23 protein-coding genes are annotated in these 22,156 nt (G+C 61.3%); 12 read left to right on the forward strand and 11 right to left on the reverse strand.

Going from position 1 to position 22,156, the window contains the following annotated elements:
- Positions 1-98: 98 nt before the first annotated feature.
- The 4 genes from ACR1XV_RS10260 to lgt form a co-directional block, all read right to left on the reverse strand.
- Positions 99-881 carry a Hint domain-containing protein gene (locus ACR1XV_RS10260; RefSeq protein WP_480530927.1) on the reverse strand — a complete coding sequence of 261 codons (783 nt, stop codon included), beginning with the start codon at positions 879-881 and terminating at the stop codon, positions 99-101.
- Between the two features lie 730 nt (positions 882-1,611).
- Positions 1,612-2,370, reverse strand: a complete 759-nt coding sequence (pgeF, locus tag ACR1XV_RS10265) for a peptidoglycan editing factor PgeF (protein WP_480530929.1) — start codon at positions 2,368-2,370, stop codon at positions 1,612-1,614.
- On the reverse strand, positions 2,367-3,434 hold the full coding sequence (locus ACR1XV_RS10270) for a class I SAM-dependent methyltransferase (RefSeq protein WP_480530931.1): 1,068 nt from the start codon (positions 3,432-3,434) through the stop codon (positions 2,367-2,369). Before ACR1XV_RS10270 ends, pgeF begins: the two co-directional genes overlap by 4 nt.
- Complete coding sequence (gene lgt, locus ACR1XV_RS10275; protein WP_480530933.1) at positions 3,431-4,315, reverse strand: prolipoprotein diacylglyceryl transferase; 885 nt, start codon at positions 4,313-4,315, stop codon at positions 3,431-3,433. Before lgt ends, ACR1XV_RS10270 begins: the two co-directional genes overlap by 4 nt.
- A gap of 97 nt (positions 4,316-4,412) precedes the next feature.
- Here lgt and ACR1XV_RS10280 point away from each other — a divergent pair, with 97 nt between their 5' ends.
- The 5 genes from ACR1XV_RS10280 to ACR1XV_RS10300 all read left to right on the forward strand — a co-directional run bounded on the left by ACR1XV_RS10280 (position 4,413) and on the right by ACR1XV_RS10300 (position 7,609).
- A complete protein-coding gene (locus ACR1XV_RS10280; RefSeq protein WP_010441801.1) occupies positions 4,413-4,661 on the forward strand; it encodes an accessory factor UbiK family protein in 249 nt (82 codons plus the stop codon).
- Positions 4,662-4,975: 314 nt separating this feature from the next.
- Positions 4,976-5,476, forward strand: a complete 501-nt coding sequence (locus ACR1XV_RS10285) for a type III secretion system chaperone family protein (RefSeq protein ID WP_480530935.1) — start codon at positions 4,976-4,978, stop codon at positions 5,474-5,476.
- Between the two features lie 36 nt (positions 5,477-5,512).
- Complete coding sequence (gene proC / locus ACR1XV_RS10290; protein ID WP_480530937.1) at positions 5,513-6,328, forward strand: pyrroline-5-carboxylate reductase; 816 nt, start codon at positions 5,513-5,515, stop codon at positions 6,326-6,328.
- Positions 6,321-6,659: a tRNA-binding protein gene (locus ACR1XV_RS10295; RefSeq protein ID WP_480530939.1), complete on the forward strand. Its 339-nt coding sequence runs from the start codon at positions 6,321-6,323 to the stop codon at positions 6,657-6,659. Before proC ends, ACR1XV_RS10295 begins: the two co-directional genes overlap by 8 nt.
- Entirely contained in the window at positions 6,659-7,609 is a 951-nt protein-coding gene (locus ACR1XV_RS10300; RefSeq protein ID WP_480530941.1) for a 2-hydroxyacid dehydrogenase, read from the forward strand. Before ACR1XV_RS10295 ends, ACR1XV_RS10300 begins: the two co-directional genes overlap by 1 nt.
- Here ACR1XV_RS10300 and ACR1XV_RS10305 read toward each other — a convergent pair.
- On the reverse strand, positions 7,606-8,184 hold the full coding sequence (locus ACR1XV_RS10305; protein ID WP_480530943.1) for a thymidine kinase: 579 nt from the start codon (positions 8,182-8,184) through the stop codon (positions 7,606-7,608). The genes ACR1XV_RS10300 and ACR1XV_RS10305 overlap by 4 nt on opposite strands.
- Before the next feature lie 358 nt (positions 8,185-8,542).
- On the opposite strand from ACR1XV_RS10305, the gene ACR1XV_RS10310 reads away from it, so the two are divergent.
- Entirely contained in the window at positions 8,543-9,004 is a 462-nt protein-coding gene (locus ACR1XV_RS10310) for a hypothetical protein (protein WP_480530945.1), read from the forward strand.
- Between the two features lie 105 nt (positions 9,005-9,109).
- Here the strand turns inward: ACR1XV_RS10310 and ACR1XV_RS10315 are convergent, their stop codons facing one another.
- The 3 genes from ACR1XV_RS10315 to carB form a co-directional block, all read right to left on the reverse strand.
- Positions 9,110-9,805: a hypothetical protein gene (locus tag ACR1XV_RS10315; RefSeq protein ID WP_480530947.1), complete on the reverse strand. Its 696-nt coding sequence runs from the start codon at positions 9,803-9,805 to the stop codon at positions 9,110-9,112.
- Positions 9,806-9,942: 137 nt separating this feature from the next.
- Entirely contained in the window at positions 9,943-11,067 is a 1,125-nt protein-coding gene (locus ACR1XV_RS10320) for a beta-ketoacyl-ACP synthase III (protein WP_480530949.1), read from the reverse strand.
- Positions 11,068-11,306: 239 nt separating this feature from the next.
- Positions 11,307-14,651 carry a carbamoyl-phosphate synthase large subunit gene (carB, locus tag ACR1XV_RS10325; RefSeq protein ID WP_480530951.1) on the reverse strand — a complete coding sequence of 1,115 codons (3,345 nt, stop codon included), beginning with the start codon at positions 14,649-14,651 and terminating at the stop codon, positions 11,307-11,309.
- Between the two features lie 177 nt (positions 14,652-14,828).
- Between carB and ACR1XV_RS10330 the strand changes: the two genes are divergently transcribed.
- The 4 genes from ACR1XV_RS10330 to aspS all read left to right on the forward strand — a co-directional run bounded on the left by ACR1XV_RS10330 (position 14,829) and on the right by aspS (position 19,080).
- On the forward strand, positions 14,829-15,956 hold the full coding sequence (locus ACR1XV_RS10330) for an aminodeoxychorismate synthase component I (RefSeq protein ID WP_480531461.1): 1,128 nt from the start codon (positions 14,829-14,831) through the stop codon (positions 15,954-15,956).
- Positions 15,911-16,558, forward strand: a complete 648-nt coding sequence (locus tag ACR1XV_RS10335; RefSeq protein ID WP_480530953.1) for an aminotransferase class IV family protein — start codon at positions 15,911-15,913, stop codon at positions 16,556-16,558. The genes ACR1XV_RS10330 and ACR1XV_RS10335 overlap by 46 nt, the downstream gene beginning before the upstream one ends.
- Complete coding sequence (locus ACR1XV_RS10340) at positions 16,555-17,226, forward strand: CPBP family intramembrane glutamic endopeptidase (RefSeq protein WP_480530955.1); 672 nt, start codon at positions 16,555-16,557, stop codon at positions 17,224-17,226. Before ACR1XV_RS10335 ends, ACR1XV_RS10340 begins: the two co-directional genes overlap by 4 nt.
- Positions 17,227-17,304: 78 nt before the next feature.
- Entirely contained in the window at positions 17,305-19,080 is a 1,776-nt protein-coding gene (gene aspS, locus ACR1XV_RS10345; RefSeq protein ID WP_480530957.1) for an aspartate--tRNA ligase, read from the forward strand.
- A gap of 173 nt (positions 19,081-19,253) precedes the next feature.
- Here aspS and ACR1XV_RS10350 read toward each other — a convergent pair whose 3' ends face one another.
- Complete coding sequence (locus ACR1XV_RS10350; protein ID WP_480530959.1) at positions 19,254-19,970, reverse strand: response regulator; 717 nt, start codon at positions 19,968-19,970, stop codon at positions 19,254-19,256.
- 136 nt (positions 19,971-20,106) lie between these two features.
- Between ACR1XV_RS10350 and mce the strand changes: the two genes are divergently transcribed.
- Both mce and ACR1XV_RS10360 read left to right on the forward strand, forming a co-directional pair.
- A complete protein-coding gene (mce, locus tag ACR1XV_RS10355; RefSeq protein ID WP_480530961.1) occupies positions 20,107-20,511 on the forward strand; it encodes a methylmalonyl-CoA epimerase in 405 nt (134 codons plus the stop codon).
- Positions 20,512-20,516: 5 nt separating this feature from the next.
- Positions 20,517-20,792, forward strand: a complete 276-nt coding sequence (locus ACR1XV_RS10360; RefSeq protein ID WP_480530963.1) for a DUF1467 family protein — start codon at positions 20,517-20,519, stop codon at positions 20,790-20,792.
- Positions 20,793-20,795: 3 nt separating this feature from the next.
- Here the strand turns inward: ACR1XV_RS10360 and ACR1XV_RS10365 are convergent, their stop codons facing one another.
- Complete coding sequence (locus ACR1XV_RS10365; protein ID WP_480530965.1) at positions 20,796-21,494, reverse strand: EI24 domain-containing protein; 699 nt, start codon at positions 21,492-21,494, stop codon at positions 20,796-20,798.
- On the reverse strand, positions 21,491-22,069 hold the full coding sequence (locus ACR1XV_RS10370) for a nitroreductase family protein (protein WP_480530967.1): 579 nt from the start codon (positions 22,067-22,069) through the stop codon (positions 21,491-21,493). The genes ACR1XV_RS10365 and ACR1XV_RS10370 overlap by 4 nt, the downstream gene beginning before the upstream one ends.
- Positions 22,070-22,156 lie beyond the last annotated feature (87 nt).

Below are 22,156 nucleotides of genomic sequence, written 5' to 3' on the forward strand. Positions count from 1 at the left end.
GCAGGACAGGGCGGCAACAGGGCCGCCAAAGCCAGCGAGAAGATCCAACTTAGTAATATCTGCATGATGCCCCCACATTTGCAGCAATCGTTAACATTTTAGGCCGTAATCGCGTCTACCTCACCATCTCCGGCGCGCGGCAACAGCAACGGGCCGAAATCATTCAGCGATTCGATATGTGAGAATAGATTCAGATAGACCGAACGCAAAGAGTGACTGATCATCCGCACCGCATTTACGCCTGGATGATAGGTCTCGAACTGCAGCCCATCCACACGGATGACCGAATGGCGGGCGACGCAGATGTGAAACAATTCCACCGGTGTGGGCGGCAATGTTTCGATAACGCCCATCCCGTCCTGGAATTCATGCACCGGCGTCAGGATCGGCTGACCGTCATTCAGATGCCGCAGATGCGCGGGTGACCCAAGCAGCCGTGCCGCAGGGCCTGCGATAACGCCCGACATGGGCTTCTGCATTCCGAACGTGTCGGCCATGATCCGGGTCAAGGGGCGGGTCCGTCCCCGCGAATCCTCGCGCCCGGGGATCAAGGTGACCGAGCCTTTCCACAGCACGGTTTCCGATGTGCCATCCTGCGTTAGAACCTCATCTCCGGGCAGCAGGTCCTCGATTGCCATCGGTCCTTGCGGTGTTTCGACCAGCGAGCCGCGTGTGAAGGCGCAGAAGGCGTCCTCGAACATCGGCAGGGCGGGTGCGATGTGACGCGTTTGCGAAACATCTCCGTTTTCCAGCAACGTGCTGACTTCGTAGCGCCGCAGTTGCGCCTTGGGTGCCGTCGTTGGACGCGGCGCATCACGCAGCAGCGCAGATGTTTCAACCGCGTTTCTGGCCGCGCGGGCCAGTGAATTTGGAATAGCCATATGTATTCCGTCCCCTCTAAAATTCGCCCGAACGGGTTGAACCCCCGTACAGTCCCGTCAGACGATCTTGTTCTTTGTCTTTAATAATATGGGCAAACGCTGGACGGGCACCGAACAGGCCCCACGCCGCGAGAGAAAACAACAGTATTTCGGCCAAGTTCATGACCCCCCAAGACAAACTCGTTAACCGCAGGCGGCAATTGCCTGCTGCAGACACAACTCCGAACCATGGCCGCAAACCCATCTGCGACCGCACACACCGGACCGGAGCCTTATCCGGTATGCGTCTTGCCCTGCGAGACCGGCAGCTGGTCTCGTGGGGATTATTTGTCAGCGACGTGCGGCCAGACGGCGCGCGACTCGGACAGAATGGCTTGAAACCCGCTTCCAGGGCATTTCCGGTTCCTGATCTCTGACGGCCGCAAAAACGGCATTGAGAAAGCGCGATTTCGTTTTCATTTCTTTGTCCTGCTTCGACAGGGCCTAATGCCCCGGTTGTTCGTCCATGACCCCAGCCTGATGCGAATTTGCGGCACCCATAAGGCTGATCCGGGATGAATTGAGGACAAATGAAGGTTCGAGACACCTCTTTGTTGGTACGGCCAGCCCCAGGGTGCCAAGAAAATGGGTAACCACCTGAGTACCAGCGAAAATTTGATACGATTCTGATTCAGATAAACACAAAGAATGTGGCGAAAACGGGGCAGAGTTGCCTTATTTCAGCCCGTTGTTACAGCCTGATCGCCGAAATCAGGCGGCCATAATCGGCCTCTTTGGCGTGTGTGGCGCGACGGTATGAATAGAATCTGTCGGGATCGGAATAGGTGCAATGGCGGGTCCACTCCGCCTGACCCACGCCGGCCTCACGCAACCGCTGCAGGCCGAAGGCGGGCAGGTCGAAATGCAACCGGTCGCCCTGACCGTTTGCAAAGAAGCGCGCATTGTCGGGTGAGGCGGCAAGGAAGTCGTCCAGAAACTCGGGGCCGACCTCATAGGCACGTTGCGAAATGGTAGGGCCGATGGCGACAGAAATGTTCTTGCGCTGGGCCCCCAGCGCCTCCATCGCATCCAGTGTTGCCTCTAGAACGCCGTCCAGTGCACCGCGCCATCCGGCATGGGCTGCGCCGATCACATTTGCGTCAGGATCGGCAAACAGAACCGGCTGGCAGTCGGCGGTCAGAATCGTCAGGGCCAGACCGGGGGTGGCCGTAACCAGGGCATCAGCCTTGGGCTTGTCACCTGAAAGCGGCGCGTCGACGGTGATCACGGTTGGCGAATGCACCTGATGCACCCCGACCAGCGCCTCGGGGGCGACCTCCATCGCAGTGGCGACGCGTTTGCGGTTCAGGGCGACCGCCTCAGCCAGATCCGAGGAGCCGGGGCCGCAGTTGAGCCCTGAGAAGATGCCCGAAGACGCACCACCCCGGCGGCTGAAGAACCCGTGCCGAACCGGGGACAGAATGTCTGAGGTCAGAATTTCCAGCGTCATGGTTCCAGTCCCGGTGGCGGCGCGGCGTGCGGCGGGTAGAGTCCCAGCACCTTGAACAGGTTTCCCATTTCATCGGGATGCGTCAACCGTCGATGTGCGGCAATCAGCGCATCAAGCTGAGGGCCGCTCAGCGCCGAACCAAGTGATTGCGCCCGCGCGGTGATACCCAAGCGCTCCAGAAACACGCCCTGAGGCGTCAGCCTTGTATGTGCGCAGCCTGCGGCCCGGGCGGCAAGGGCCAGCGGTTCGAAATCCACATGCGCGGTCAGGTCTGCCTGCCCTGGTGTATCCAGGGGATCGACCATCTTGTGCGCCTGCACCGCCTGCAGCGTGTCCCCCAGCGAGCGCCAGTCGCCATAGTCGATAATCAGCGCCGATCCGCCCTTGCGCCCGATTTGCGCGGCGATGGGGGCCAGAAAGGGAATGGCTGCATCGCAGAGTTCGATCAGATCGCCGTCCTTGGTGTCTGACAAACGATCGTCCAGAGCCGACTGCGCCATTTGCGGACCAAGGCCAAAGGTCAGCGTATCCCCGTCAATGCCGACGAGCCGTTCGCGCCATTCTGCGCCGTCGGGCAGGAATTGCCGGATGGGCAGGGCATCGAAGAACTCATTGGCAACCAGAAATAGCGGAAGATCAGGCAGATCGCTGATCTGCTCGATCCAGTCAGGCGCATGCGCGCAAAGTGTGTCAGCCTGTATCCGACGCAGGGCGGGTGAGGCTTCAAGCAGGGTGATCTGTGCAGAATCGTGAAAACCCGGAACCTGCCGGGTGGCGCGCAGGATATCGGCCATCAGGGTGCCGCGCCCCGGGCCCAACTCGACCAGCGCAAACCGGTCGGGCTGACCCTGATCCATCCAGCATTGCGCCAGCGACAGGCCGATCAACTCGCCGAACATCTGGCTGATCTCGGGCGCGGTGATGAAGTCCCCCTGCGCGCCAAGCGGATCGCGTGTCGTGTAATAACCATGGGTCGGATGCAGCAGGCACTCTGTCATGTAATCGGCGATGGTCATGGGTCCATCGGTTTGAATACGCGCCAGCAGATGGTCCTTCAGGCTCATGACGCGCGCCGGGCTCTCAGAGCGAACCACAGCCCAAGCGCGATCATCGGCAGGGACAGCAACTGCCCCATGGTTAGGCCATAGCCTCCAATCTGCCACGCCAGCCCCAACGGGTTTCCGGGGGAGATGAACTGCGCGTCGGGCTGACGGAAGAACTCGACAAAGAACCGCGATGCGCCATAGCCCGCCAGAAAGACGCCCATGATCAGGCCGGGTTTCTTGAAGGCTCCGCGTCGGTAGGCCAGCCAGATCAATGCCGCGCCCAGCAGCAGCCCCTCTAGCGCGGCCTCGTATAGTTGCGAGGGATGACGGGCGCACAGCCCGACCACGCCGGGGCAATCCTGCGCCGCCGCGCCGGGAAAGATCACGGCCCATGGCAGATCGCTGGGACGTCCCCACAACTCGGCATTGGAGAAATTCGCGAGCCGTCCCAGCAGTAGGCCGGGGGGAACAGTATGGGCGACCAGATCAGCGAGCGACAGAAGCGGAACCTGATGGCGGCGGCCATAGAGATAGGTTGCGATGACCACGCCCAGCAGCCCGCCATGAAAGGCCATGCCGCCTTGCCAGACCATCAGAATCTCAATCGGATGCGACAGGTAATAGGCCGGTTGGTAGAACAGGACAAAGCCAAGACGCCCGCCCAGAATCACGCCGAGGATGATCCATGTGATCAGATCCTCAAGCTGTTCAGGCTTCATCGGCGGCGTCTGGCCGGACCACAATGCAGGCCGCCGCAGCGCCATTGACGCCATGCGCCACGCAATCAGGATGCCGACGATATACGCCAGCGCATACCACCGCAGCGCGAATTCCATCCCGAACAGCGAGATCGAGAACAATTCGGGCGACAGATCGGGGAAATTCAGAACAGCCTGCATGTGCGTCTCATTGCCCGGGGTTTGCAGGGCAAGTCAACCTTGAGCCCGGGCCATTCTTTACCCATATAGAAGGCAATCGCGAAATCGGAGAAAGCCCATGCAAACCCGCAACAAGATTCTGGACGATATGTCTCAACTGATGACCAACGCCATGGGCGTGGCACAAGGGGCGCGGGAAGAGGCCGAGAATGCGATGAAATCGATGATGGATCGCTGGCTGGCTGACCGTGATTTCGTCACCCGCGAAGAATTCGATGCCGTCCGCGCCATGGCGCAGAAAGCGCGCGAAGAGAACGCGGCGCTGGAACAGCGCATCGCAGCGCTCGAGGCGAAGCTGGACAAGTAACGCCCATCAAATCCAAGACTTTCGGTAAGACGTTTCTGCCGCGCAATCCAACCTCTGGTTTGTGCGGCGAGGTGAATTCTGGCGTCTTGCAGAAATTAATCAAGGCAAAGCTGCAACCGGCGACAATATTTTGAGCTGCGTTGCCAACTGTCCACAACTTATTGCTGTTATCCCCAAAAATGGGGGTTGTCAGAGACCCACCCACATCGCACCATATTTAGTATAGACAGACTGGGGAAGCCCGGCTTGTAGAGCAGGCAACTAGCGCTGGGGCGCTGCCAGCCCCAAATGCTAGAGATTAGTGAGGTGGCATTATGGCCCTTTCCGAGCAGTATCTCGAAGAAGACCTTCATCCGATCGACATTGTTGAACATCTTGCCGAACATCACGACTGGGATTTTGACCGGATCGGGGATGATCAGATCGCCATGGCTGTCGAAGGCCAGTGGCGCACTTATTCCATTACATTGGCCTGGTCGAACTATGACGAGACCCTGCGCATGGTGTGTTCGTTTGAAATGGAACCTCCGGCCGAGCGTGAAACAGAGCTGTATGAGCTGCTGAACAAAATGAATGACCAGTGCTGGGCCGGGGCCTTTACCTACTGGGCCAACCAGAAGCTGATGGTCTATCGCTATGGTCTGGTTCTGTCCGGTGGCCAGACGGCCAGCCCCGAACAGATCGACACCATGATCAACGCCGCGGTGCTGAGTGCCGAGCGTTATTACCCTGCGATCCAATTGGTCACATGGGGCAACCGCACCCCCGAAGAGGCGATGCAAGTCGCCATTGCAGAGGCCTATGGCCGCGCGTAAAGCTTTGCCCCGAACCAAATAGGGGGAGGGGCAATCATGGATATCTCGCGGGTCGCGGAACAGGGCCTTGTGCTGCTGGGATGCGGCAAGATGGGCTCGGCAATGCTGGCGGGTTGGCTGGATCATGGTCTGCCTGCTGCTTCGGTCTGGGTGATCGATCCTCACCCCTCGGACTGGCTGAAGGCGCAGGGCGTCAACATCAACACAGCTTTGCCTGAATCCCCGGCGGTGGTTCTGGTAGCGGTCAAACCCCAGATGATGGGGGAAGCGCTGCCTGCCATTCAGGCGCTGGGCGGCGGTAGTAGCCTGTTCATTTCGGTCGCCGCAGGCACGTCTCTGGCTACTTTTGAAAACGTGCTGGGGGCGGATACGCCAATCATCCGGGCCATGCCGAACACGCCAGCGGCGGTGCGGCAGGGGATCACGGCGCTGGTTGGGAATGCCGCGGCCTCGGACGCGGATATGGTGCTGGCAGAGGACCTGCTGTCGGCAATAGGTGAAACGGTGCGTCTGGATGATGAGGCGCAGATGGATGCGGTCACCGGCGTCAGCGGCTCGGGCCCGGCCTATGTGTTTCACCTGATCGAAACGCTGGCGCAAGCGGGCGAGGCGCACGGCCTGCCGCGCGAACTGGCGATGAAGCTGGCTAAATCCACCGTGGCCGGGGCAGGGGCACTGGCCATGGCCGCGGATGAGGACCCCTCGCAATTGCGCATCAACGTGACCTCGCCCAACGGTACGACTCAGGCTGCACTTGAGGTGCTGATGCACGAAGAACAGGGCTTTCCCGATCTGTTGCACCGCGCCGTTCAGGCCGCCACCAACCGGTCGAAGGAGCTGTCTCGTGAGTGAGATTACATTTGACGAATTCCTCAAAGTCGACATCCGCGTGGGCGAGGTGACCCGCGCCGAGCCATACCCAGAGGCCCGAAAGCCTGCGATCAAGATGTGGATCGATTTCGGCGATGAGATTGGCGAGCGCAAGACATCGGCCCAGATCACCGCGCATTACGATCCCGCGTCGCTGGTGGGTAAACAAGTGATGGCGGTGGTCAACTTCCCCCCACGCCAGATCGGCAAATTCATGTCCGAGGTTCTGGTGCTGGGCCTGCCCGATGAAAACGGAGAGATCGTTCTGATCGGGCCCGACGGCGCAGTTCCCATCGGCGGAAGGATGCATTGATGAAACTTCTGATCGCCCGCCCAATGACCGCTGCGGTCGAGGCCCGCGCCCGTGCCGAATTCGACGTGGAAATCCGCGATGAAACCCTGCCGCTGACGCAGGATGAAATGCTGCGCGCGTTGACCGAATTTGATGTGGTCGTGCCCACGCTGGGCGACTTGTTCTCGGCCCGGATATTTGCGCAGGTGCCTGAACCGCGCTGCAAGTTGCTGGCCAATTTCGGCGTCGGTTACAATCATATCGACGCCGCCGCTGCCCATGCCGCGGGCGTTGCCGTCACCAACACGCCCGGTGCGGTGACGGATGCCACGGCCGACATCGCCATGACCCTGCTGCTGACTACCGCCCGTCGCGCGGGCGAGGGCGAGCGACTGGTGCGCGCAGGCCAATGGCAAGGCTGGCACCCGACCCAGATGCTGGGCCATCACGTCTCGGGCAAGCGCGTTGGCATTGTTGGCATGGGACGGATCGGCCAGGCGATTGCAAGGCGCTGCCACTTCGGATTCGGGATGAGCGTCGCCTATCAATCCCGCAGCGCCAAACAACTGGACTTCGCGGCTGAATACTTCCCTGACCTTACCGCACTGGCGGCAGGGGTGGATTTCCTTGTGGTGGCCGTTCCGGGCGGGGCCGAGACCCGGCACCTGATCAACGCGCAGGTGCTTGGGGCCATGGCCCCCTCGGCGATCCTGATCAACATCGCGCGCGGCGAGGTCGTGGATGAGGCCGCCCTGATCGCGGCCTTGCAGGCCGGCCAGATCGGTGGTGCCGGGCTGGATGTCTACGAGTTCGAACCTACGGTGCCGCAGGCCCTGTGCGATATGCAGAACGTCACCCTGCTGCCGCATCTTGGAACGGCGACCGAGGAGGTGCGGACCGATATGGGCCATATGGCGCTGGACAATGTCGCGGCGTTTGTCGCGGGCCGTCCTTTGCCCAACCCGGTCTAGGCCCCGACCGCCTCGCGCCAGTGCTTGCGGCAGAGCGAGACGTAGGTCTCGTTCCCGCCGATCTGGACCTGCGCGCCTTCGGTGATGGTGTTGCCGTTTTCGTCCTGACGAATCACCATCGTCGCCTTTCGTCCGCATTCGCAGATGGTGCGGACCTCGCGCATCTCATCCGCCAGCGCCAGCAGGGCGGCAGAGCCGGGAAACAGCTTGCCCTGAAAATCCACGCGCAGCCCGTAGGCAAGCACCGGCACTTTCAGGTCGTCGACCGCGCGGGCCAGTTGCCAGACCTGATCTTCAGACAGAAACTGCGCCTCGTCCACAAAGACGCAGGCGATCGGGCCTTGAGACAGGCGGCTTTCGATCATGGCAAAAACATCGTCGTCAGGCCGGAACGTGTCTGCCTGTTCCGAGATTCCAATACGCGAGGCGATCCGCCCAGCCCCGGCGCGCCCATCGATATGCGCTGTCAGCAGATAGGTGTCCATGCCGCGTTCGCGATAGTTATGCGAGGCCTGCAGCAACACGGTCGATTTGCCCGCGTTCATGGTGGAATAGTTGAAATACAGCTTTGCCATGGCGTTGGTCTAAAACCAGCAAACAGCAGGGGCAAGACCATCAATGCGCAAATGAAAGCGACGCCGCCGTTGCGGCTGCCGGGGCCGAGCAGATGCTCTTGGGGATGGAGAGCCCCGCGCCCTCAACAGCAGCGTCGTCGGCCTACATACGGCCTATACACTACAGGGCGAATATGGTGCCCTGCCTTCACTCATTACCGGCACGAACGGCCGCCACTCACTCACAAAATCCCAGCAATTCTGAGGGATAGTCAATTAATGGCATTTCAATTATGACTCGGATATGGGAACTTTCCCTTCCCTTTCCCCCGGCACGGACAGGCAGGGGGCCAGGAGCGCAGGTAACAAGGGTAGCAAAATGGCGGATATCGGGGCCTATCTGAAGAAGCATACCGAGGCATTGGTTAAGGATGTCGGAATCGAGGCGGCGTGCGAGATTACCGGAAAATCCAAGGCGACGCTGGGGCGGTACTATTCCGACAATGCCGAACATGCCGATCGGTTCATGCCGGTCGATGCCGTCGCGCGCCTGGAAAATGCCGCAACCTACCCACATGTGACCGCAGCCCTTGCAGATCTGAAGAACATCACGTTGTCATACGATGGTCGCAACTCGGACAGCCCACGCACCGGTGGGGTGAATGCGGATGTCATCGCGCTGAGTCAGCGGTTTGCGATGCTGATGACCGAATATCAGTCAGCCATCGAGGATGGCATTATCACCGTGAATGAGGCCAAGCGCCTGCTAAAGGAAACCAGCATGTTGCAGCAGGTCCTGATCGAGATGAAGCTGCATCTGGAAGAGGAAAGCGTCAGCTGACGCGGCTCACAAGAGGCTTCGATCGGGACAGGCCCGAAGGTTCTGACAAAAAGGCGGCGCGAGGGCCGCCTTTTCCTTGTACTGGCCCGGGCTGGCTGACCCCGATCAGCTTTCATCGTCATTGGCGTTTTTGCCGCGTCCGGGGCTGGCCCCCTCGGCACCATTGCCACCGCCGTTGTTACCCTTGGCACCGCCGTGACCGTTGCCGCCGCCTTTGCCCGGCTTATCCCCGCCGTGACCGCCTTTGCCACCACCTTTACCGGGTTTATCGCCACCTTTGCCGGGCTTGTCGCCGCCATGGCCGGGTTTGCCACCACCACCCGGCTTGCCGCCACCATCACCGGGCGTGCCGCCGCCATCGCCGGGATCGCTGTTGTCGCCCGGATCGCCACCTTCACCGGGATCAGAGCCGCCGCCGGGATTGCCTCCGCCACCCGGGGGGCTGCCACCGTCATCGCCGGAATCTCCGTCGCTGCCCGCGCCCGACGATCCCAAGGGCGCGTCGCTGTTGCGATCCTCGCCAAGGCCAGCGTCCGAGATCGAAGCGGTCGGCAGATCGGTCAGAAGCTCTGCCAGCCCCACACATTGCGTCGCGGTGTTTTGCAGGATGGCGTCGAAATCCGTCCGCTTCTGCAGATAGGAAACGAACCCTGGCGTCACATGCGAGCAGCCGCAAAGCGTGCCGTAGTCGCCCTCATTTGCAGCCGCTCGCGCGGTGTTGACGGTGCAGACTTGCGGCGCGGCCGCTGCGGCCTCGGTTGCCATGAACCCAAGAAACGGCGCGGCAACCAGCGCGGCCATTCCAACTCGTATATTTCGCTGCATAACAGGGTGCTCCCTCGGCTCCATCACTCGAATGCGTTGGGCATCCGATCCCGATGTGGGGCCCTGACATGAAGAAGCGGTTTAGGCTGTCTGAAGAAAGCTTGAGAAAGCGGTCATCCGTGCCGTTTGACAATCACCGAGCCCACCGAGTAGCCCGCTCCGAACGAACAGATCAACCCGACATCGCCGTCGCTCAGATCATCGGAGTGTTTCGAAAAGGCGATAATCGACCCCGCCGACGACGTGTTGGCATAGTCCTGCAGGATGTTGGGCTGCTCGCCCGGCTCGGGTTCGCGGCCCAGAACCTTCTTGCCGATGAAATCGTTCATCGTCTTGTTGGCCTGATGCAGCCATAGGCGTTTCAGATCGCTGCTCGCCACGCCTTCGGCATCCATGTGGTCGCTGATATGCTTGCTGACCATCGGCAGGACCTCTTTGAACACCTTGCGCCCGTTCTGCATGAACTGCATGTCGCGGCGGTCGACGACTCCATCGGGGCGGGACCGGCGCAGAAAGCCGTTATTATTGCGGATATTGTTGGAAAACGCGGTGGCGCATCGGGTCGAGACGATCTCGAAATGCGGGCCCTTGGCGTCGTCCAGACGTTCCACCAGCGTTGCGGTCGCCACATCGCCGAAGATGAAATGGCAATCGCGGTCGCGCCATTCCAGATGGCCCGAGCAGATCTCGGGGTTGACCACCAGCGCCGCCCGGACCGAGCCTGAGCGCACCATATCCGCCGCCGCCTGAATGCCGAACGTGGCCGACGAACAGGCGACGTTCATGTCGAACCCGAACCCATCGATCCCCAGCGCATCCTGTATTTCAATCGCAATCGCCGGATAGGCGCGTTCATGGTTCGAAGCGGCACAGATTACCAGATCGACCTCGTCCGCCGACCGTCCGGCCTGCGCCAGCGCCTTGCGGCAGGCATCCACTGCCATTTCGGTCATGATCCCCGGCTCGTCATCGCGGCGCTGTCGCAGCGATGGATGCATGATTTCAGGGTCCAGTACGCCGGTCTTGTCCATCACGAACCGGTTCTCGATCCCCGACGCCTTGACGATGAACTCTTCCGAGGAATGCTGCAACGGCTCCATCTGGCCTGCCGCAATCGCGTCGGCGTTCTCGGCGTTGACCCGGTCGGCATAGGCGTTGAAGGCCTCAACCAACTCGGCGTTGGTGATGACGTTTTCGGGTGTATAGACACCGGTTCCGGTGATGGCAGGAGTATACATGGCGGGTCCTGATTTCATGATCTGCACAAAATGCAGTCCCGGTGGGTTTTGATCAAGGTGTCTTGACCTAAGGGAATGCAACCCTGTGGGCGTGACGTTTTTATAGGTTGAGCCCCATGCCGGTCGACGCTTGCCCTGAGTGCGAAGTCTGCCGGTTTTCCCGACGCCAGAAGGGGCTTCGTCGACGACACAAAAAAGCCCCGGTCAGCGACCGGGGCTTGTCTCGTTTTGCTTTCGGATCAGCCCTGTAGGGACTGAACCTCAACCTCTCCCTCGGCCTGCGCCCTGATGGCGAGCGCTGCCGCGTGGGACCCGGCAGCCGTGGTGAAATAGGGGATCTTGTCATACAGCGCGATGGACCGGATGGCCTTGCTGTCCTCGACCGCCTGCGCGCCCTCGGTGGTGTTCATCACCAGTTGCACCTGGCCGTCCTTCAGCATGTCGACCACATCCGGGCGGCCCTCGTAGACCTTGTTGACCACATCACAGGCCACGCCTTGCGCCGCCAGCCAGCTTTGGGTGCCGCGTGTGGCCACCAGCGAGAAGCCTTGCGCCGACAACGTCTGCGCGGCCTCGAGCATTGCGGGCCCCTTGTCGGCATCCTTGATCGACACAAAGGCACGACCGGTCGCGGGCAGCACCATGCCAGCCCCCATCTGCGCCTTGAGGAAGGCGCGCGGGAAGTCGTGATCCCAGCCCATCACCTCACCGGTCGAGCGCATCTCGGGGCCGAGGATCGTATCGACGCCGGGGAAGCGGGCAAAGGGCAGCACGGCCTCTTTCACCGAGAACCACGGCATGTTCGGATCGGCCAGTGTCATCTGGTCAACGACCTTGTGGTCCTGTTCCTTGTTGTAGGCGGGACGCTGCGGGAAGTTCGACAGCGGCTCGCCCGCCATCACCCGCGCGGCGATCGAGGCGATGGCGCTGTCGGTGGCCTTGGCCACGAAGGGAACGGTGCGGCTGGCGCGGGGGTTGACCTCGATCAGATAGATCTCGTCATCCTTGACCGCGAACTGTACGTTCATCAAGCCGACCACGTTCAGCGCGCGGGCCAGTTTATGCGCCTGATCCTCGATCTGCGCCAGAATTTCGGGGCTGAGCGAATAGGGCGGCAGCGAACAGGCCGAGTCGCCCGAATGCACGCCCGCCTCTTCGATATGCTGCATGATGCCTGCGACATGCACATCCGTTCCGTCGCTGAGCGCATCGACATCCAGCTCAACCGCGCCGGACAGATAGCTGTCAAGCAGCACAGGGCTATCACCTGAAACCACCACCGCCTCGGCGATATAGCGTTTCAGCTGGTCCATATCGCGGACGATTTCCATCGCACGTCCGCCCAGCACGTATGAGGGACGGATGACCAGCGGAAAGCCGATCTCTTCGGCAATCTCCAGTGCTTGCTCATCGGTCGAGGCGATGCCGTTCTTGGGCTGTTTCAGGCCCAACTCGTTGACCAGCGCCTGGAACCGTTCGCGGTCTTCGGCCAGATCAATCGCGTCGGGCGTGGTGCCGAGGATCGGGATGCCTTCGTTCTCGAGCGCGTGGGCCAGTTTCAGCGGGGTCTGGCCGCCGAACTGAACGATGACGCCGTGCAGGGTGCCGTTTTCCTGCTCGGTGGTCAGGATTTCCATGACGTGCTCAAAGGTCAGCGGCTCGAAATACAGACGGTCCGAGGTGTCGTAGTCGGTGCTGACGGTCTCGGGGTTGCAGTTGACCATGATGGTCTCATACCCGGCATCGGTCAGCGCGAAACAGGCGTGACAACAGCAATAATCGAACTCGATGCCCTGACCGATCCGGTTCGGGCCACCGCCGAGGATGACGACCTTCTTGCGGTCGCTCGGGCGCGCCTCGCACTCGACCTCACCCATCATCGGCGCTTCATAGGTCGAGTACATATATGGCGTCTGTGCCTCAAATTCGGCGGCGCAGGTGTCGATGCGTTTAAAGACTGCATTGACGCCCAGATTGCGGCGGGCGCGGCGGACGTTGGCTTCGTCGCGACCGGTCAGGTTGCCAAGACGCGCATCGGTGAAGCCCAGCATTTTTAGCCTGCGGATGCCTTCTTCGGTCATCGGCAGACCGTCTTTGCGGACCTGACGCTCGGCCTCGATGATCTCGCGAATGCGGGCTAGGAACCACGGGTCGAACTTGGTGACGCCGAAGATTTCGTCGTCAGTCAGACCATGACGCATCGCCTGCGCGATGGTGCGCAACCGGTCCGGCGTCTGCTGGCTGATCGCCTTGATCACGGCGGCCTTGTCGTCGGCTTCGTCCCAAACACCGACATTCAGGCCGGGGATTTCGATCTCATCAAAGCCGGTCAGACCCGATTCCATCGAGGCCAGCGCCTTTTGCATCGATTCGTGAATGGTGCGGCCGATGGACATGGCCTCTCCCACCGATTTCATCGCGGTGGTCAGGTAGGGTTCCGAGCCGGGGAATTTCTCAAAGGCGAATTTCGGAATTTTTGTCACGACATAGTCGATGGTCGGCTCAAAGCTGGCGGGCGTGACCTTGGTGATGTCATTGTCCAGCTCATCCAGCGTATAACCCACGGCCAGTTTCGCTGCGATCTTGGCGATCGGGAAACCGGTCGCTTTGGACGCCAGCGCGGACGAGCGCGACACGCGCGGGTTCATCTCGATCACGACCATGCGGCCATCGACGGGGTTGATCGCCCACTGCACGTTCGATCCACCAGTTTCGACGCCAATCTCGCGCAGCACGGCAATCGAGTGATTGCGCATGATCTGGTATTCTTTATCGGTCAGCGTCAGGGCAGGGGCCACGGTGATCGAGTCACCCGTGTGCACGCCCATTGGGTCCACGTTCTCGATAGAACAGACGATGATGGCGTTGTCGGCGGTGTCGCGCACCACCTCCATCTCGTATTCCTTCCAGCCCAGCAGGCTTTCGTCGATCAGGATCTGACCAACGGGTGAGGCATCCATGCCCGAGCGGCAAATATGGATATAATCTTCGCGGTTATAGGCCACTCCGCCGCCAGTACCGCCCAACGTAAAGGCAGGGCGGATGATGGCTGGCAGGCCCACGGTTTCAAGCGTGTCCAGAGCCAACGCGACACCCGCGTCGAGGTCTTTTTTGCCGTCTTCATCCTTGGGGGCGGTCACAATCTCGGCCTTGGGGTTTTCGATACCCAACCGGTCCATCGCCTCACGGAACAGGGCGCGGTCTTCGGCCATTTCGATGGCGTCGCGCTTGGCGCCGATCATCTCGACACCGAACTTGTCAAGCACGCCCATCTCTTCCAACGCGAGCGATGTATTCAAGCCAGTCTGACCACCCATGGTTGGCAGCAGGGCATCGGGGCGCTCTTTCTCGATGATCTTAGCGACCACTTCGGGGGTGATCGGCTCGATATAGGTGGCATCTGCCAGACCCGGATCGGTCATGATCGTCGCGGGGTTCGAGTTGACCAGAATGACCCGGTAGCCTTCCTCGCGCAGCGCCTTACAGGCCTGAGCACCGGAATAGTCGAACTCGCAGGCCTGACCGATAACAATGGGCCCCGCCCCGATGATCATGATCGACTGGATGTCGGTTCTTCTCGGCATGGCCACGTTCCTTCGATTGTCCGCGAGTCAGGGCACCGCCCCAGCGCCCAAATTGTCCTGCGTTATAGGGACCGCGCGAAAAGGTGCAAGAGGTATCGGAAACAAGGGTGAAATTGCCGCTTTCCCCCCTTTCCCCTGCTGGCGTATCCTCTATATCGCGCAGCACGGCAAATGAGGATGCACTTGCGTATTCGTTTCGATCAAGGACCAGCCGGGCGTGGTACCCGGTTTGACCGTCCCTCTCAGATCATCCGCGCGGACACCGCGGATGAGGTGCCCCAGGCCCTGGCGGCGCTGGATCAGGCGCGCGTGGATGGCGCATGGCTGGCGGGATATGCAAGCTATGAGCTGGGCTATGTGCTGGAGCCGCGTCTGGCGGAGCGCCTGCCCGAGGGGCGTCGGTTGCCGCTGCTGTGCTTTGGCGTGTTCGATGCGCCCGACCGCGTTGGACTGTCTGCCGATACCGGTGGCGTGACCGCGTTTCAGCCCCGTTGGGACGAGGCGCGTTATACGGACGCCTTCCGCAAGGTGCATGACGCCATCAGTGCGGGCGATATCTATCAGGCGAATCTGACCTTCCCCATCGACCTCGAAGTCACCGGCGACAGCGCCGCGCTGTATGCCGCGCTGGCTGCGGGCCAGCCCGTTGGTCATGGTGCGCTGGTCGAACAAGACGGGCTGCCCGACCTGCTGAGCCGCTCGCCCGAGCTGTTCTTCCGCACCGATGCCGGGGGCCGGATCGAAACCCGCCCGATGAAGGGCACCCAGCCGCGCAGCGAAGATCCGGTCGAGGATGAACGCCGCCGTGCATTTCTGACCACGGACGAAAAGAACCGGGCCGAGAACCTGATGATCGTCGACCTGCTGCGCAATGATATCAGCCGCGTCGCGCTGGCCGGGTCGGTCAAGGTGCCGGAACTGTTCAAGGTGGAATCCTATGCCACCGTTCACCAGATGGTCTCGCTGGTGCAGGCGCAGTTGCACCTTGGGGTGGGGCTGTCGGATATCCTGACGGCGCTGTTCCCCTGCGGCTCAATCACCGGCGCGCCGAAAATTCGCGCGATGGAAATTCTGTCGGAGCTGGAGCCGTGGCCCCGCGACGTCTATTGCGGCACCATCGGCTGGGCCGCGCCGGACGGGCGGTCCGAGTTCAACGTGGCCATCCGCACCCTCATGGTCGAAGACGGCAAGGCGACCCTGAACGTGGGCGGCGGGCTGGTCTGGGACAGCACCGCCCCATCGGAATATGAGGAGGCGCTATGGAAAGCCCGCTTCGCCCACCAGCTGACCCTAATTTCCGCCTGATTGAAACGCTTGCTTTTCGGTCGGGGCAAGGATTTGTGCGGCTGGACAGCCATCTGGCGCGTATGGCGCGTTCTGCCCGGACATTTGGCATTGCCTTCGACCGGGCTGCGGCGCTGACGGTATTGCACGCGGCCTCGGGCGATGCCCCGCTGCGCTGCCGCCTGACGCTGGACACAGGCGGCGGTTTCGCGCTGACCACCGGAGCACTCGCGGCGAACCCGTCGCTCTGGCGCGTAAGCGTGGCGGAACAGCGTTTATCGTCGTCGGATATCTGGCTGCGCCACAAAACCACCCGCCGCGTGGTCTATGATAAAGCGCGGGCGGCTTTGCCCGAAGCTGTGGATGAACTGCTGTTCCTGAATGAACGGGATGAGCTGTGCGAAGGCACGATCACCAACCTGTTTCTTGATATGCCCGATGGCCGCCGCCTGACGCCCACGCTGTCCAGCGGCGTTCTGCCCGGGGTCCTGCGGCAAGAGATGCTGGATCAGAAAGCCGCGATTGAAACCGTACTGACCTTGACCGACCTGCAAAACGCGCAAACCATCCATATCGGCAACTCCCTGCGGGGACTGATCCGGGCGGAGCTTGTAACACCGTGAGCAGACAAAGCGACTGGGCCGCGCGCCCTGCACAGGTGCAGCGGCTGAGGATGGAATTCGGGCTGTTCTACATCGCCGTCCCCGTTCTGATCGCGGTGCTGTTCCCGCCGGACTGGATGTTTCCCGCGCTCTTTGCGTTCACCGGGCTGGGTATTGTCCTACTGCACAATACGCCCGGGTTTTCCTGGGCCGAGCTACGCTATGGCTGGCGCAACTGGTCCTGGGCCGAGGTCTTGCTGTTCACGATTGCGATGGCGGGTTTCTGTTCGGCGCTTGTGCTGAACGCGCGGCCCGATGCGGCCTTTGGGCTGCTGAAACACCGACCCGAGTTACTGGCGTTCATCTGGATCGGCTACCCGCTGGCCTCGGCCCTGCCGCAAGAGCTGCTGTTTCGCACCCTGTTCTTCCGCCGCTACCATGCGATCCTGCCCGACGGGCGGTCTGCATATCTCTGGAATGCAACGCTGTTTTCGCTGGCGCATCTGATGTACTGGAGCTGGATCGTCGCTGCGATGACCTTCGCCGGAGGGTTGCTGTTTGCATGGGCCTATCGCCAGCGCGGGTCGTTCCTGTACGCGGTTCTGCTGCATGCGATTGCGGGCAATATCATCTTTGCTGCCGGTCTGGGCGTCTATTTCTATTCCGGCAACGTGCAAAGACCGTTCTGACCGCCCGACCTGCCTTGACTTTCCAAGCCTGACAGGGTGTATCGGCGCGACGAATTCTGCGCCCGAAGGGATATTTTCATGCACGCCTATCGCAGCCACACCTGCGCCGCTCTGACCGCCGCCAATGTCGGTGAAACCGTCCGCCTGTCCGGCTGGGTGCATCGTGTCCGAGATCACGGCGGCGTGCTGTTCATCGACCTGCGTGACCATTTCGGCGTGACGCAGGTTCTGTGCGACGGTGACAGCGCCGCCTTTGCCGAGCTCGAGAAAGTGCGCTCGGAATGGTGTATCCGCATCGACGGAACGGTCAAAGCGCGCGACCCCGAACTGGTGAACCCGAAACTGCCCACTGGCGAGATCGAGGTTTATGTGCGGGAATTGGAAGTCTTGGGCGCAGCCGATGAACTGCCGCTGATGGTGTTCGGCGATCAGGAATACCCCGAGGAAACCCGCCTGCGCTATCGCTATCTGGACCTGCGCCGTGAGGCGATGCAGCAGAACATGACCCTGCGTTCGGACGTTGTGGCATCCATGCGTAAACGCATGTGGGATCAGGGGTTCCGCGAGTATCAAACGCCGATTATCACGGCCTCGTCGCCGGAAGGCGCGCGCGACTTCTTGGTGCCGTCGCGCCTGCATCCGGGTAAGTTCTATGCGCTGCCGCAGGCCCCGCAGCAGTTCAAGCAACTGATCATGGTGTCGGGCTTCGACAAGTATTTCCAGATCGCGCCGTGCTTCCGCGATGAAGACCCGCGGGCTGACCGCTCGCCCACCGATTTCTACCAGCTCGACATGGAGATGTCGTTTGTCGAACAGCAGGACGTGTTCGACACGATCCAACCCGTTCTGACCGGCGTATTCGAAGAGTTCGGTGGTGGTCGCGAAGTCGATCAGGAATGGCCGCAGATTTCCTATAGGGACTCGGCCCTGTGGTACGGCACCGACAAGCCCGACCTGCGGAATCCTATTAAAATGCAAGTGGTCTCCGACCACTTCCGCGATAGTGGCTTCGCGATTTTCGCGAAGCTGTTGGAGCAGGACGGCACCGAAATCCGTGCCATCCCAGCGCCGAGCGGTGGCAGCCGCAAGTTCTGCGACCGCATGAACGCCTTTGCCCAGAAAGAGGGGCTGCCCGGGATGGGTTATATCTTCTGGCGCGATCAGGGCGAAGGGCGAGAGGCCGCGGGACCGCTGGCCAAGAATATCGGGCCTGAGCGTACCGAGGCGATCCGCCAGCAACTGGGCCTGGATGTGGGTGATGCGGCGTTCTTCCTGGGTGGCAAACCGAAAGCCTTTGAAAAGGTGGCTGGCAAAGCGCGCGACGTGATTGGCGAGGAATTGGGCCTGACTGAGAAAGACCGCTTCGCCTTTGCCTGGATCGTGGATTTCCCGATCTACGAACAGGACGAGGAAACCGGCGCGATTGACTTTGAACACAACCCGTTCTCGATGCCGCAGGGCGGGATGGAGGCGCTGCAGGGCGATCCTCTGGACGTGCGCGGGTATCAGTATGATCTGGCCTGTAACGGGTATGAGCTGGTCTCGGGCGCGATCCGGAACCACAAGCCCGAGATCATGCTGAAGGCCTTTGAACTGGCGGGCTACGGCGAGGACGAGGTGAAATCCCGCTTTGGTGCGTTGTTCAGCGCCTTCCATTATGGCGCGCCGCCGCACGGGGGCTGTGCTGCGGGGATCGACCGGATCGTGATGCTGCTGGCGGATGAGGCCAACATCCGCGAGGTCATGATGTTCCCGATGAACCAGCGCGCCGAGGATCTGATGATGGACGCGCCCTCTGATCCGACCTCGGATCAGTTGATGGAGCTGGGCCTGCGTCTGATCCCGCAAGACTGATCGAAACCGCCCGCCTTGTGCGGGCGGTTTTCGTTTGGGGCAACCGCAGCGATCACCCCAACGGGTTTGCGATGTCCCGACGGTTGCTGCGGATGCTTTTGGCCGTCAGACGTGTCTGACGATAAGCCCAGATGCACAGAAGGCCTGCCGTCACGAAATAGGCGGTCAGCATCTCAGATCGCCTCCTGCCGTTCCAGTCGCTCTTGCACCAGCCCGGCGACCCGTGCCGCCTGCGCCGTCATTGGCGCGCCGTGCACCCGCGATTGGGCAAGCTGCCGCGCAGCGTCGGCCAGCACCGTGTCCTGCGCATCCCGCGCCACGCTTTGCAGAAATTGCGCCACGTAGTCGAATGTGCGCTGATCGGTCGGGCCGGTCAGCAGGTCGGCGATATGGGCCATGTCATCCTGATAGGCCAGCGGATCGGGGTGGACGACCTCATCCCGCACGGCCTCGAGCCCGCCGGGGCGGCGGTCTTCGGGCAAGAGTTCGAGGATGGTTTTCTGGAAATAAGCGACCGAGCTGAGTGGTTTTGCCAAGAAACCGTCTGCCCCGGCACGCATTGCGGTCGATCTGGCGTTATCGTCACCCGACAGCCCCAGAATAACGCCGATACGCGGCACCGCACGGGTGAGTTCGGCAATCAGATCGGCCCCTGATCCATCCGGCAACCCCATATCGACAATCAGGACCGAGGGGCGGTAGATCTGCAGATGCCGTCGCGCTGATTGCAGGCAATCCGCCCGCCGGATACGCGCGCCACTGTGTAGGCACATCAGTCTTATTGCGTCGCAGGCATAGCGGCTGTCTTCGACCACAAGGATCGTCTGGCCCAGCAGCGGCCGCATCTTGGTGGCAAGCGTCTGAGGGGCGAAAGGTCCCGAATCGTCCATGGCAGAACTCCTGATTAGCAGATGCTTCACGCTAGGAACTTCCGGCTAATACAGGGTTAACGCGCGTTTTGGCGCACTTGCCCTTTCACCGGTCAGCCCCCATAACCGCTGCAACGCAGAACGGAAGGAGAGTTTGATGATCGGTCGCCTGAACCACGTTGCCATCGCAGTACCGGACCTCGAAGCCGCCTCGGCCCAGTATCGCAACGCCTTGGGTGCCAAGGTCGGCGCGCCGCAGGACGAGCCCGATCACGGGGTTACCGTCGTGTTCATCGAACTGCCCAACACCAAGATCGAACTGCTGTATCCTTTGGGCGAGAACAGCCCGATCAACGGATTTCTGGAAAAGAACCCCGCCGGGGGCATCCACCACGTCTGCTATGAGGTCGAGGATATCATCGCCGCGCGCGACCACCTGAAAGAGACCGGTGCGCGCGTTCTGGGAACCGGAGAGCCCAAGATCGGCGCGCACGGCAAGCCGGTTCTGTTCCTACACCCCAAGGACTTCAACGGTTGCCTTGTTGAACTGGAACAGGTCTGACGCAGATGACGATCACGGCCGCGCTGGTTTTGTTTGCAGTCATTTGGTTCTTGACCCTGCTGGTCGTGCTGCCGGTGCGGATCAAGACGCAGGGCGATCTGGGTGATATCGTTCCGGGCACCCATGCGGGCGCGCCGGAAGTGCATCACATGAAGAAAAAGCTCTGGATCACCACCGGTATCACGGTGATCTTGTGGGCGATTATTGCTGGGATCATCATCTCGGGCGTGATCTCGGTGCGGGATTTCGACTGGCTGAACCAGTTGGAGCCGCGGGAATAGCGCCTAGGTCCGCTTCCCGGACAGACCGTGATAGATATGGGTGAAGGTCGCGGCCCCGAGGATCGGGATCAGCAGGTTCACCAGCGGCACCGATAACGGAACGGCCATCAGGATCCCTGCGGCCCAGATCGTCATGCTGTGTTTGGCCCTCAGCTTTCGTGCGCCCTCGCGCCCTAACCGGCGCATGGCGGCGAGGGTGAAATACTCTCGCCCCAGCAGAAAACCGTTCATGCCCCAGAAAATAAACAGCGCAAACGGTGTGAAAAACGCATAGAGGATCAGCGCCAGTAGGTTCGCCACGATCAGCACGCCCAGAAAACTAAGCGTGTCGCGCAACGCGTCGCCGAAGGGAATGCGCTGGGCGGGGGGCAGGCCGGGATAGTGCTTATCCTCGACCGCCTGCGCCACTTCGTCCAGAAACATCGAGGTAATGGCCGATGCGACAGGCACCATCAGAAACACCGACAGCACCATCATAAGCAGGAACGACGACACGCTGAGCAGGTCGTTCAGCCACGTCACTTCACCCAATATCGGCAAGGTGGCCTGTTCGCCGACCAAGGCGTTGATCAGCCACAAGAACCCAGCATAGGCCGCCACCAGCAGGGCGAAGGTCAGACCGACACCCAGAAGCAGAACCTTGCGGAACCGGGGGTCTCCGATCTGGCCCAGTGCCTGCAGGAAGGACTGGATGATGATCATTCGGAAACCCATTGGGTCAGCGCAGCAACATCGGGGCGCGGGCGTTCGGGCGGGGCTTTGCCCTCGGTTGCAATGTGAACAAAGCCGACGATGCGCTCGTTCTCGGCCAAACCCAGCGCATCCCGGCAGAACGCGCGATCATGGGCCTGCCAGCCGGACAGCCAGTTGGCCCCCCAGCCCGCCGCCAAGGCCGCATTCAGCAGGCCCAGGCAGGCCGCCCCGGCCGAGTAGGTCTGTTCAATCGCGGGCACCTTTTCCGAGGGCTTCTGTACCTCGATCACCGCAACCGCCAGATGTCCCATGTCGAACTGACTGCGGGCCTTGGCGATCTCTTCCGCGGGTTTGCCCAACGCCTGACCGCGGCTTTCGGTCAGCTCGGCCAGACGTGGCATGGCGCCCTTTTCGATCACGATAAACCGCCAGGGTTCCAGCTTGGCGTGATCCGGGCTGCGTGCGGCGGCGGTGAGCAGCGGCACCAACTCGTCCCGGGTCGGGGCAGGGGCCACCAGTGTCTTGGCCGGGCGCGAGCGGCGCGCGTGCAGGAAATCCAGCGCGGCTTGGTTCTTAAGAGACATATGTTAACTTCCTTCACATAGGCAGTCTGTATGTCGGAGACCTGCCGTCCTCTTTCAAGGGCAAACTGCCCCCGAAAGGGTGACAAA

It is taken from the genome of Ruegeria sp. AD2(2025), from assembly GCF_056542385.1.

What these genes read in the sequence shown, in the direction of transcription:
- ACR1XV_RS10260 (WP_480530927.1), bottom strand. Translation starts at nt 881, where the DNA reads ATGGCTATTCCAAATTCACTGGCCCGCGCGGCCAGAAACGCGGTTGAA.
- pgeF (WP_480530929.1), bottom strand. Translation starts at nt 2,370, where the DNA reads ATGACGCTGGAAATTCTGACCTCAGACATTCTGTCCCCGGTTCGGCAC.
- ACR1XV_RS10270 (WP_480530931.1), bottom strand. Translation starts at nt 3,434, where the DNA reads ATGAGCCTGAAGGACCATCTGCTGGCGCGTATTCAAACCGATGGACCC.
- lgt (WP_480530933.1), bottom strand. Translation starts at nt 4,315, where the DNA reads ATGCAGGCTGTTCTGAATTTCCCCGATCTGTCGCCCGAATTGTTCTCG.
- ACR1XV_RS10280 (WP_010441801.1), top strand. Translation starts at nt 4,413, where the DNA reads ATGCAAACCCGCAACAAGATTCTGGACGATATGTCTCAACTGATGACC.
- ACR1XV_RS10285 (WP_480530935.1), top strand. Translation starts at nt 4,976, where the DNA reads ATGGCCCTTTCCGAGCAGTATCTCGAAGAAGACCTTCATCCGATCGAC.
- proC (WP_480530937.1), top strand. Translation starts at nt 5,513, where the DNA reads ATGGATATCTCGCGGGTCGCGGAACAGGGCCTTGTGCTGCTGGGATGC.
- ACR1XV_RS10300 (WP_480530941.1), top strand. Translation starts at nt 6,659, where the DNA reads ATGAAACTTCTGATCGCCCGCCCAATGACCGCTGCGGTCGAGGCCCGC.
- ACR1XV_RS10305 (WP_480530943.1), bottom strand. Translation starts at nt 8,184, where the DNA reads ATGGCAAAGCTGTATTTCAACTATTCCACCATGAACGCGGGCAAATCG.
- ACR1XV_RS10310 (WP_480530945.1), top strand. Translation starts at nt 8,543, where the DNA reads ATGGCGGATATCGGGGCCTATCTGAAGAAGCATACCGAGGCATTGGTT.
- ACR1XV_RS10315 (WP_480530947.1), bottom strand. Translation starts at nt 9,805, where the DNA reads ATGGCCGCGCTGGTTGCCGCGCCGTTTCTTGGGTTCATGGCAACCGAG.
- ACR1XV_RS10320 (WP_480530949.1), bottom strand. Translation starts at nt 11,067, where the DNA reads ATGTATACTCCTGCCATCACCGGAACCGGTGTCTATACACCCGAAAAC.
- carB (WP_480530951.1), bottom strand. Translation starts at nt 14,651, where the DNA reads ATGCCGAGAAGAACCGACATCCAGTCGATCATGATCATCGGGGCGGGG.
- ACR1XV_RS10330 (WP_480531461.1), top strand. Translation starts at nt 14,829, where the DNA reads ATGCACTTGCGTATTCGTTTCGATCAAGGACCAGCCGGGCGTGGTACC.
- ACR1XV_RS10335 (WP_480530953.1), top strand. Translation starts at nt 15,911, where the DNA reads ATGGAAAGCCCGCTTCGCCCACCAGCTGACCCTAATTTCCGCCTGATT.
- aspS (WP_480530957.1), top strand. Translation starts at nt 17,305, where the DNA reads ATGCACGCCTATCGCAGCCACACCTGCGCCGCTCTGACCGCCGCCAAT.
- ACR1XV_RS10350 (WP_480530959.1), bottom strand. Translation starts at nt 19,970, where the DNA reads ATGGACGATTCGGGACCTTTCGCCCCTCAGACGCTTGCCACCAAGATG.
- mce (WP_480530961.1), top strand. Translation starts at nt 20,107, where the DNA reads ATGATCGGTCGCCTGAACCACGTTGCCATCGCAGTACCGGACCTCGAA.
- ACR1XV_RS10360 (WP_480530963.1), top strand. Translation starts at nt 20,517, where the DNA reads ATGACGATCACGGCCGCGCTGGTTTTGTTTGCAGTCATTTGGTTCTTG.
- ACR1XV_RS10365 (WP_480530965.1), bottom strand. Translation starts at nt 21,494, where the DNA reads ATGATCATCATCCAGTCCTTCCTGCAGGCACTGGGCCAGATCGGAGAC.
- ACR1XV_RS10370 (WP_480530967.1), bottom strand. Translation starts at nt 22,069, where the DNA reads ATGTCTCTTAAGAACCAAGCCGCGCTGGATTTCCTGCACGCGCGCCGC.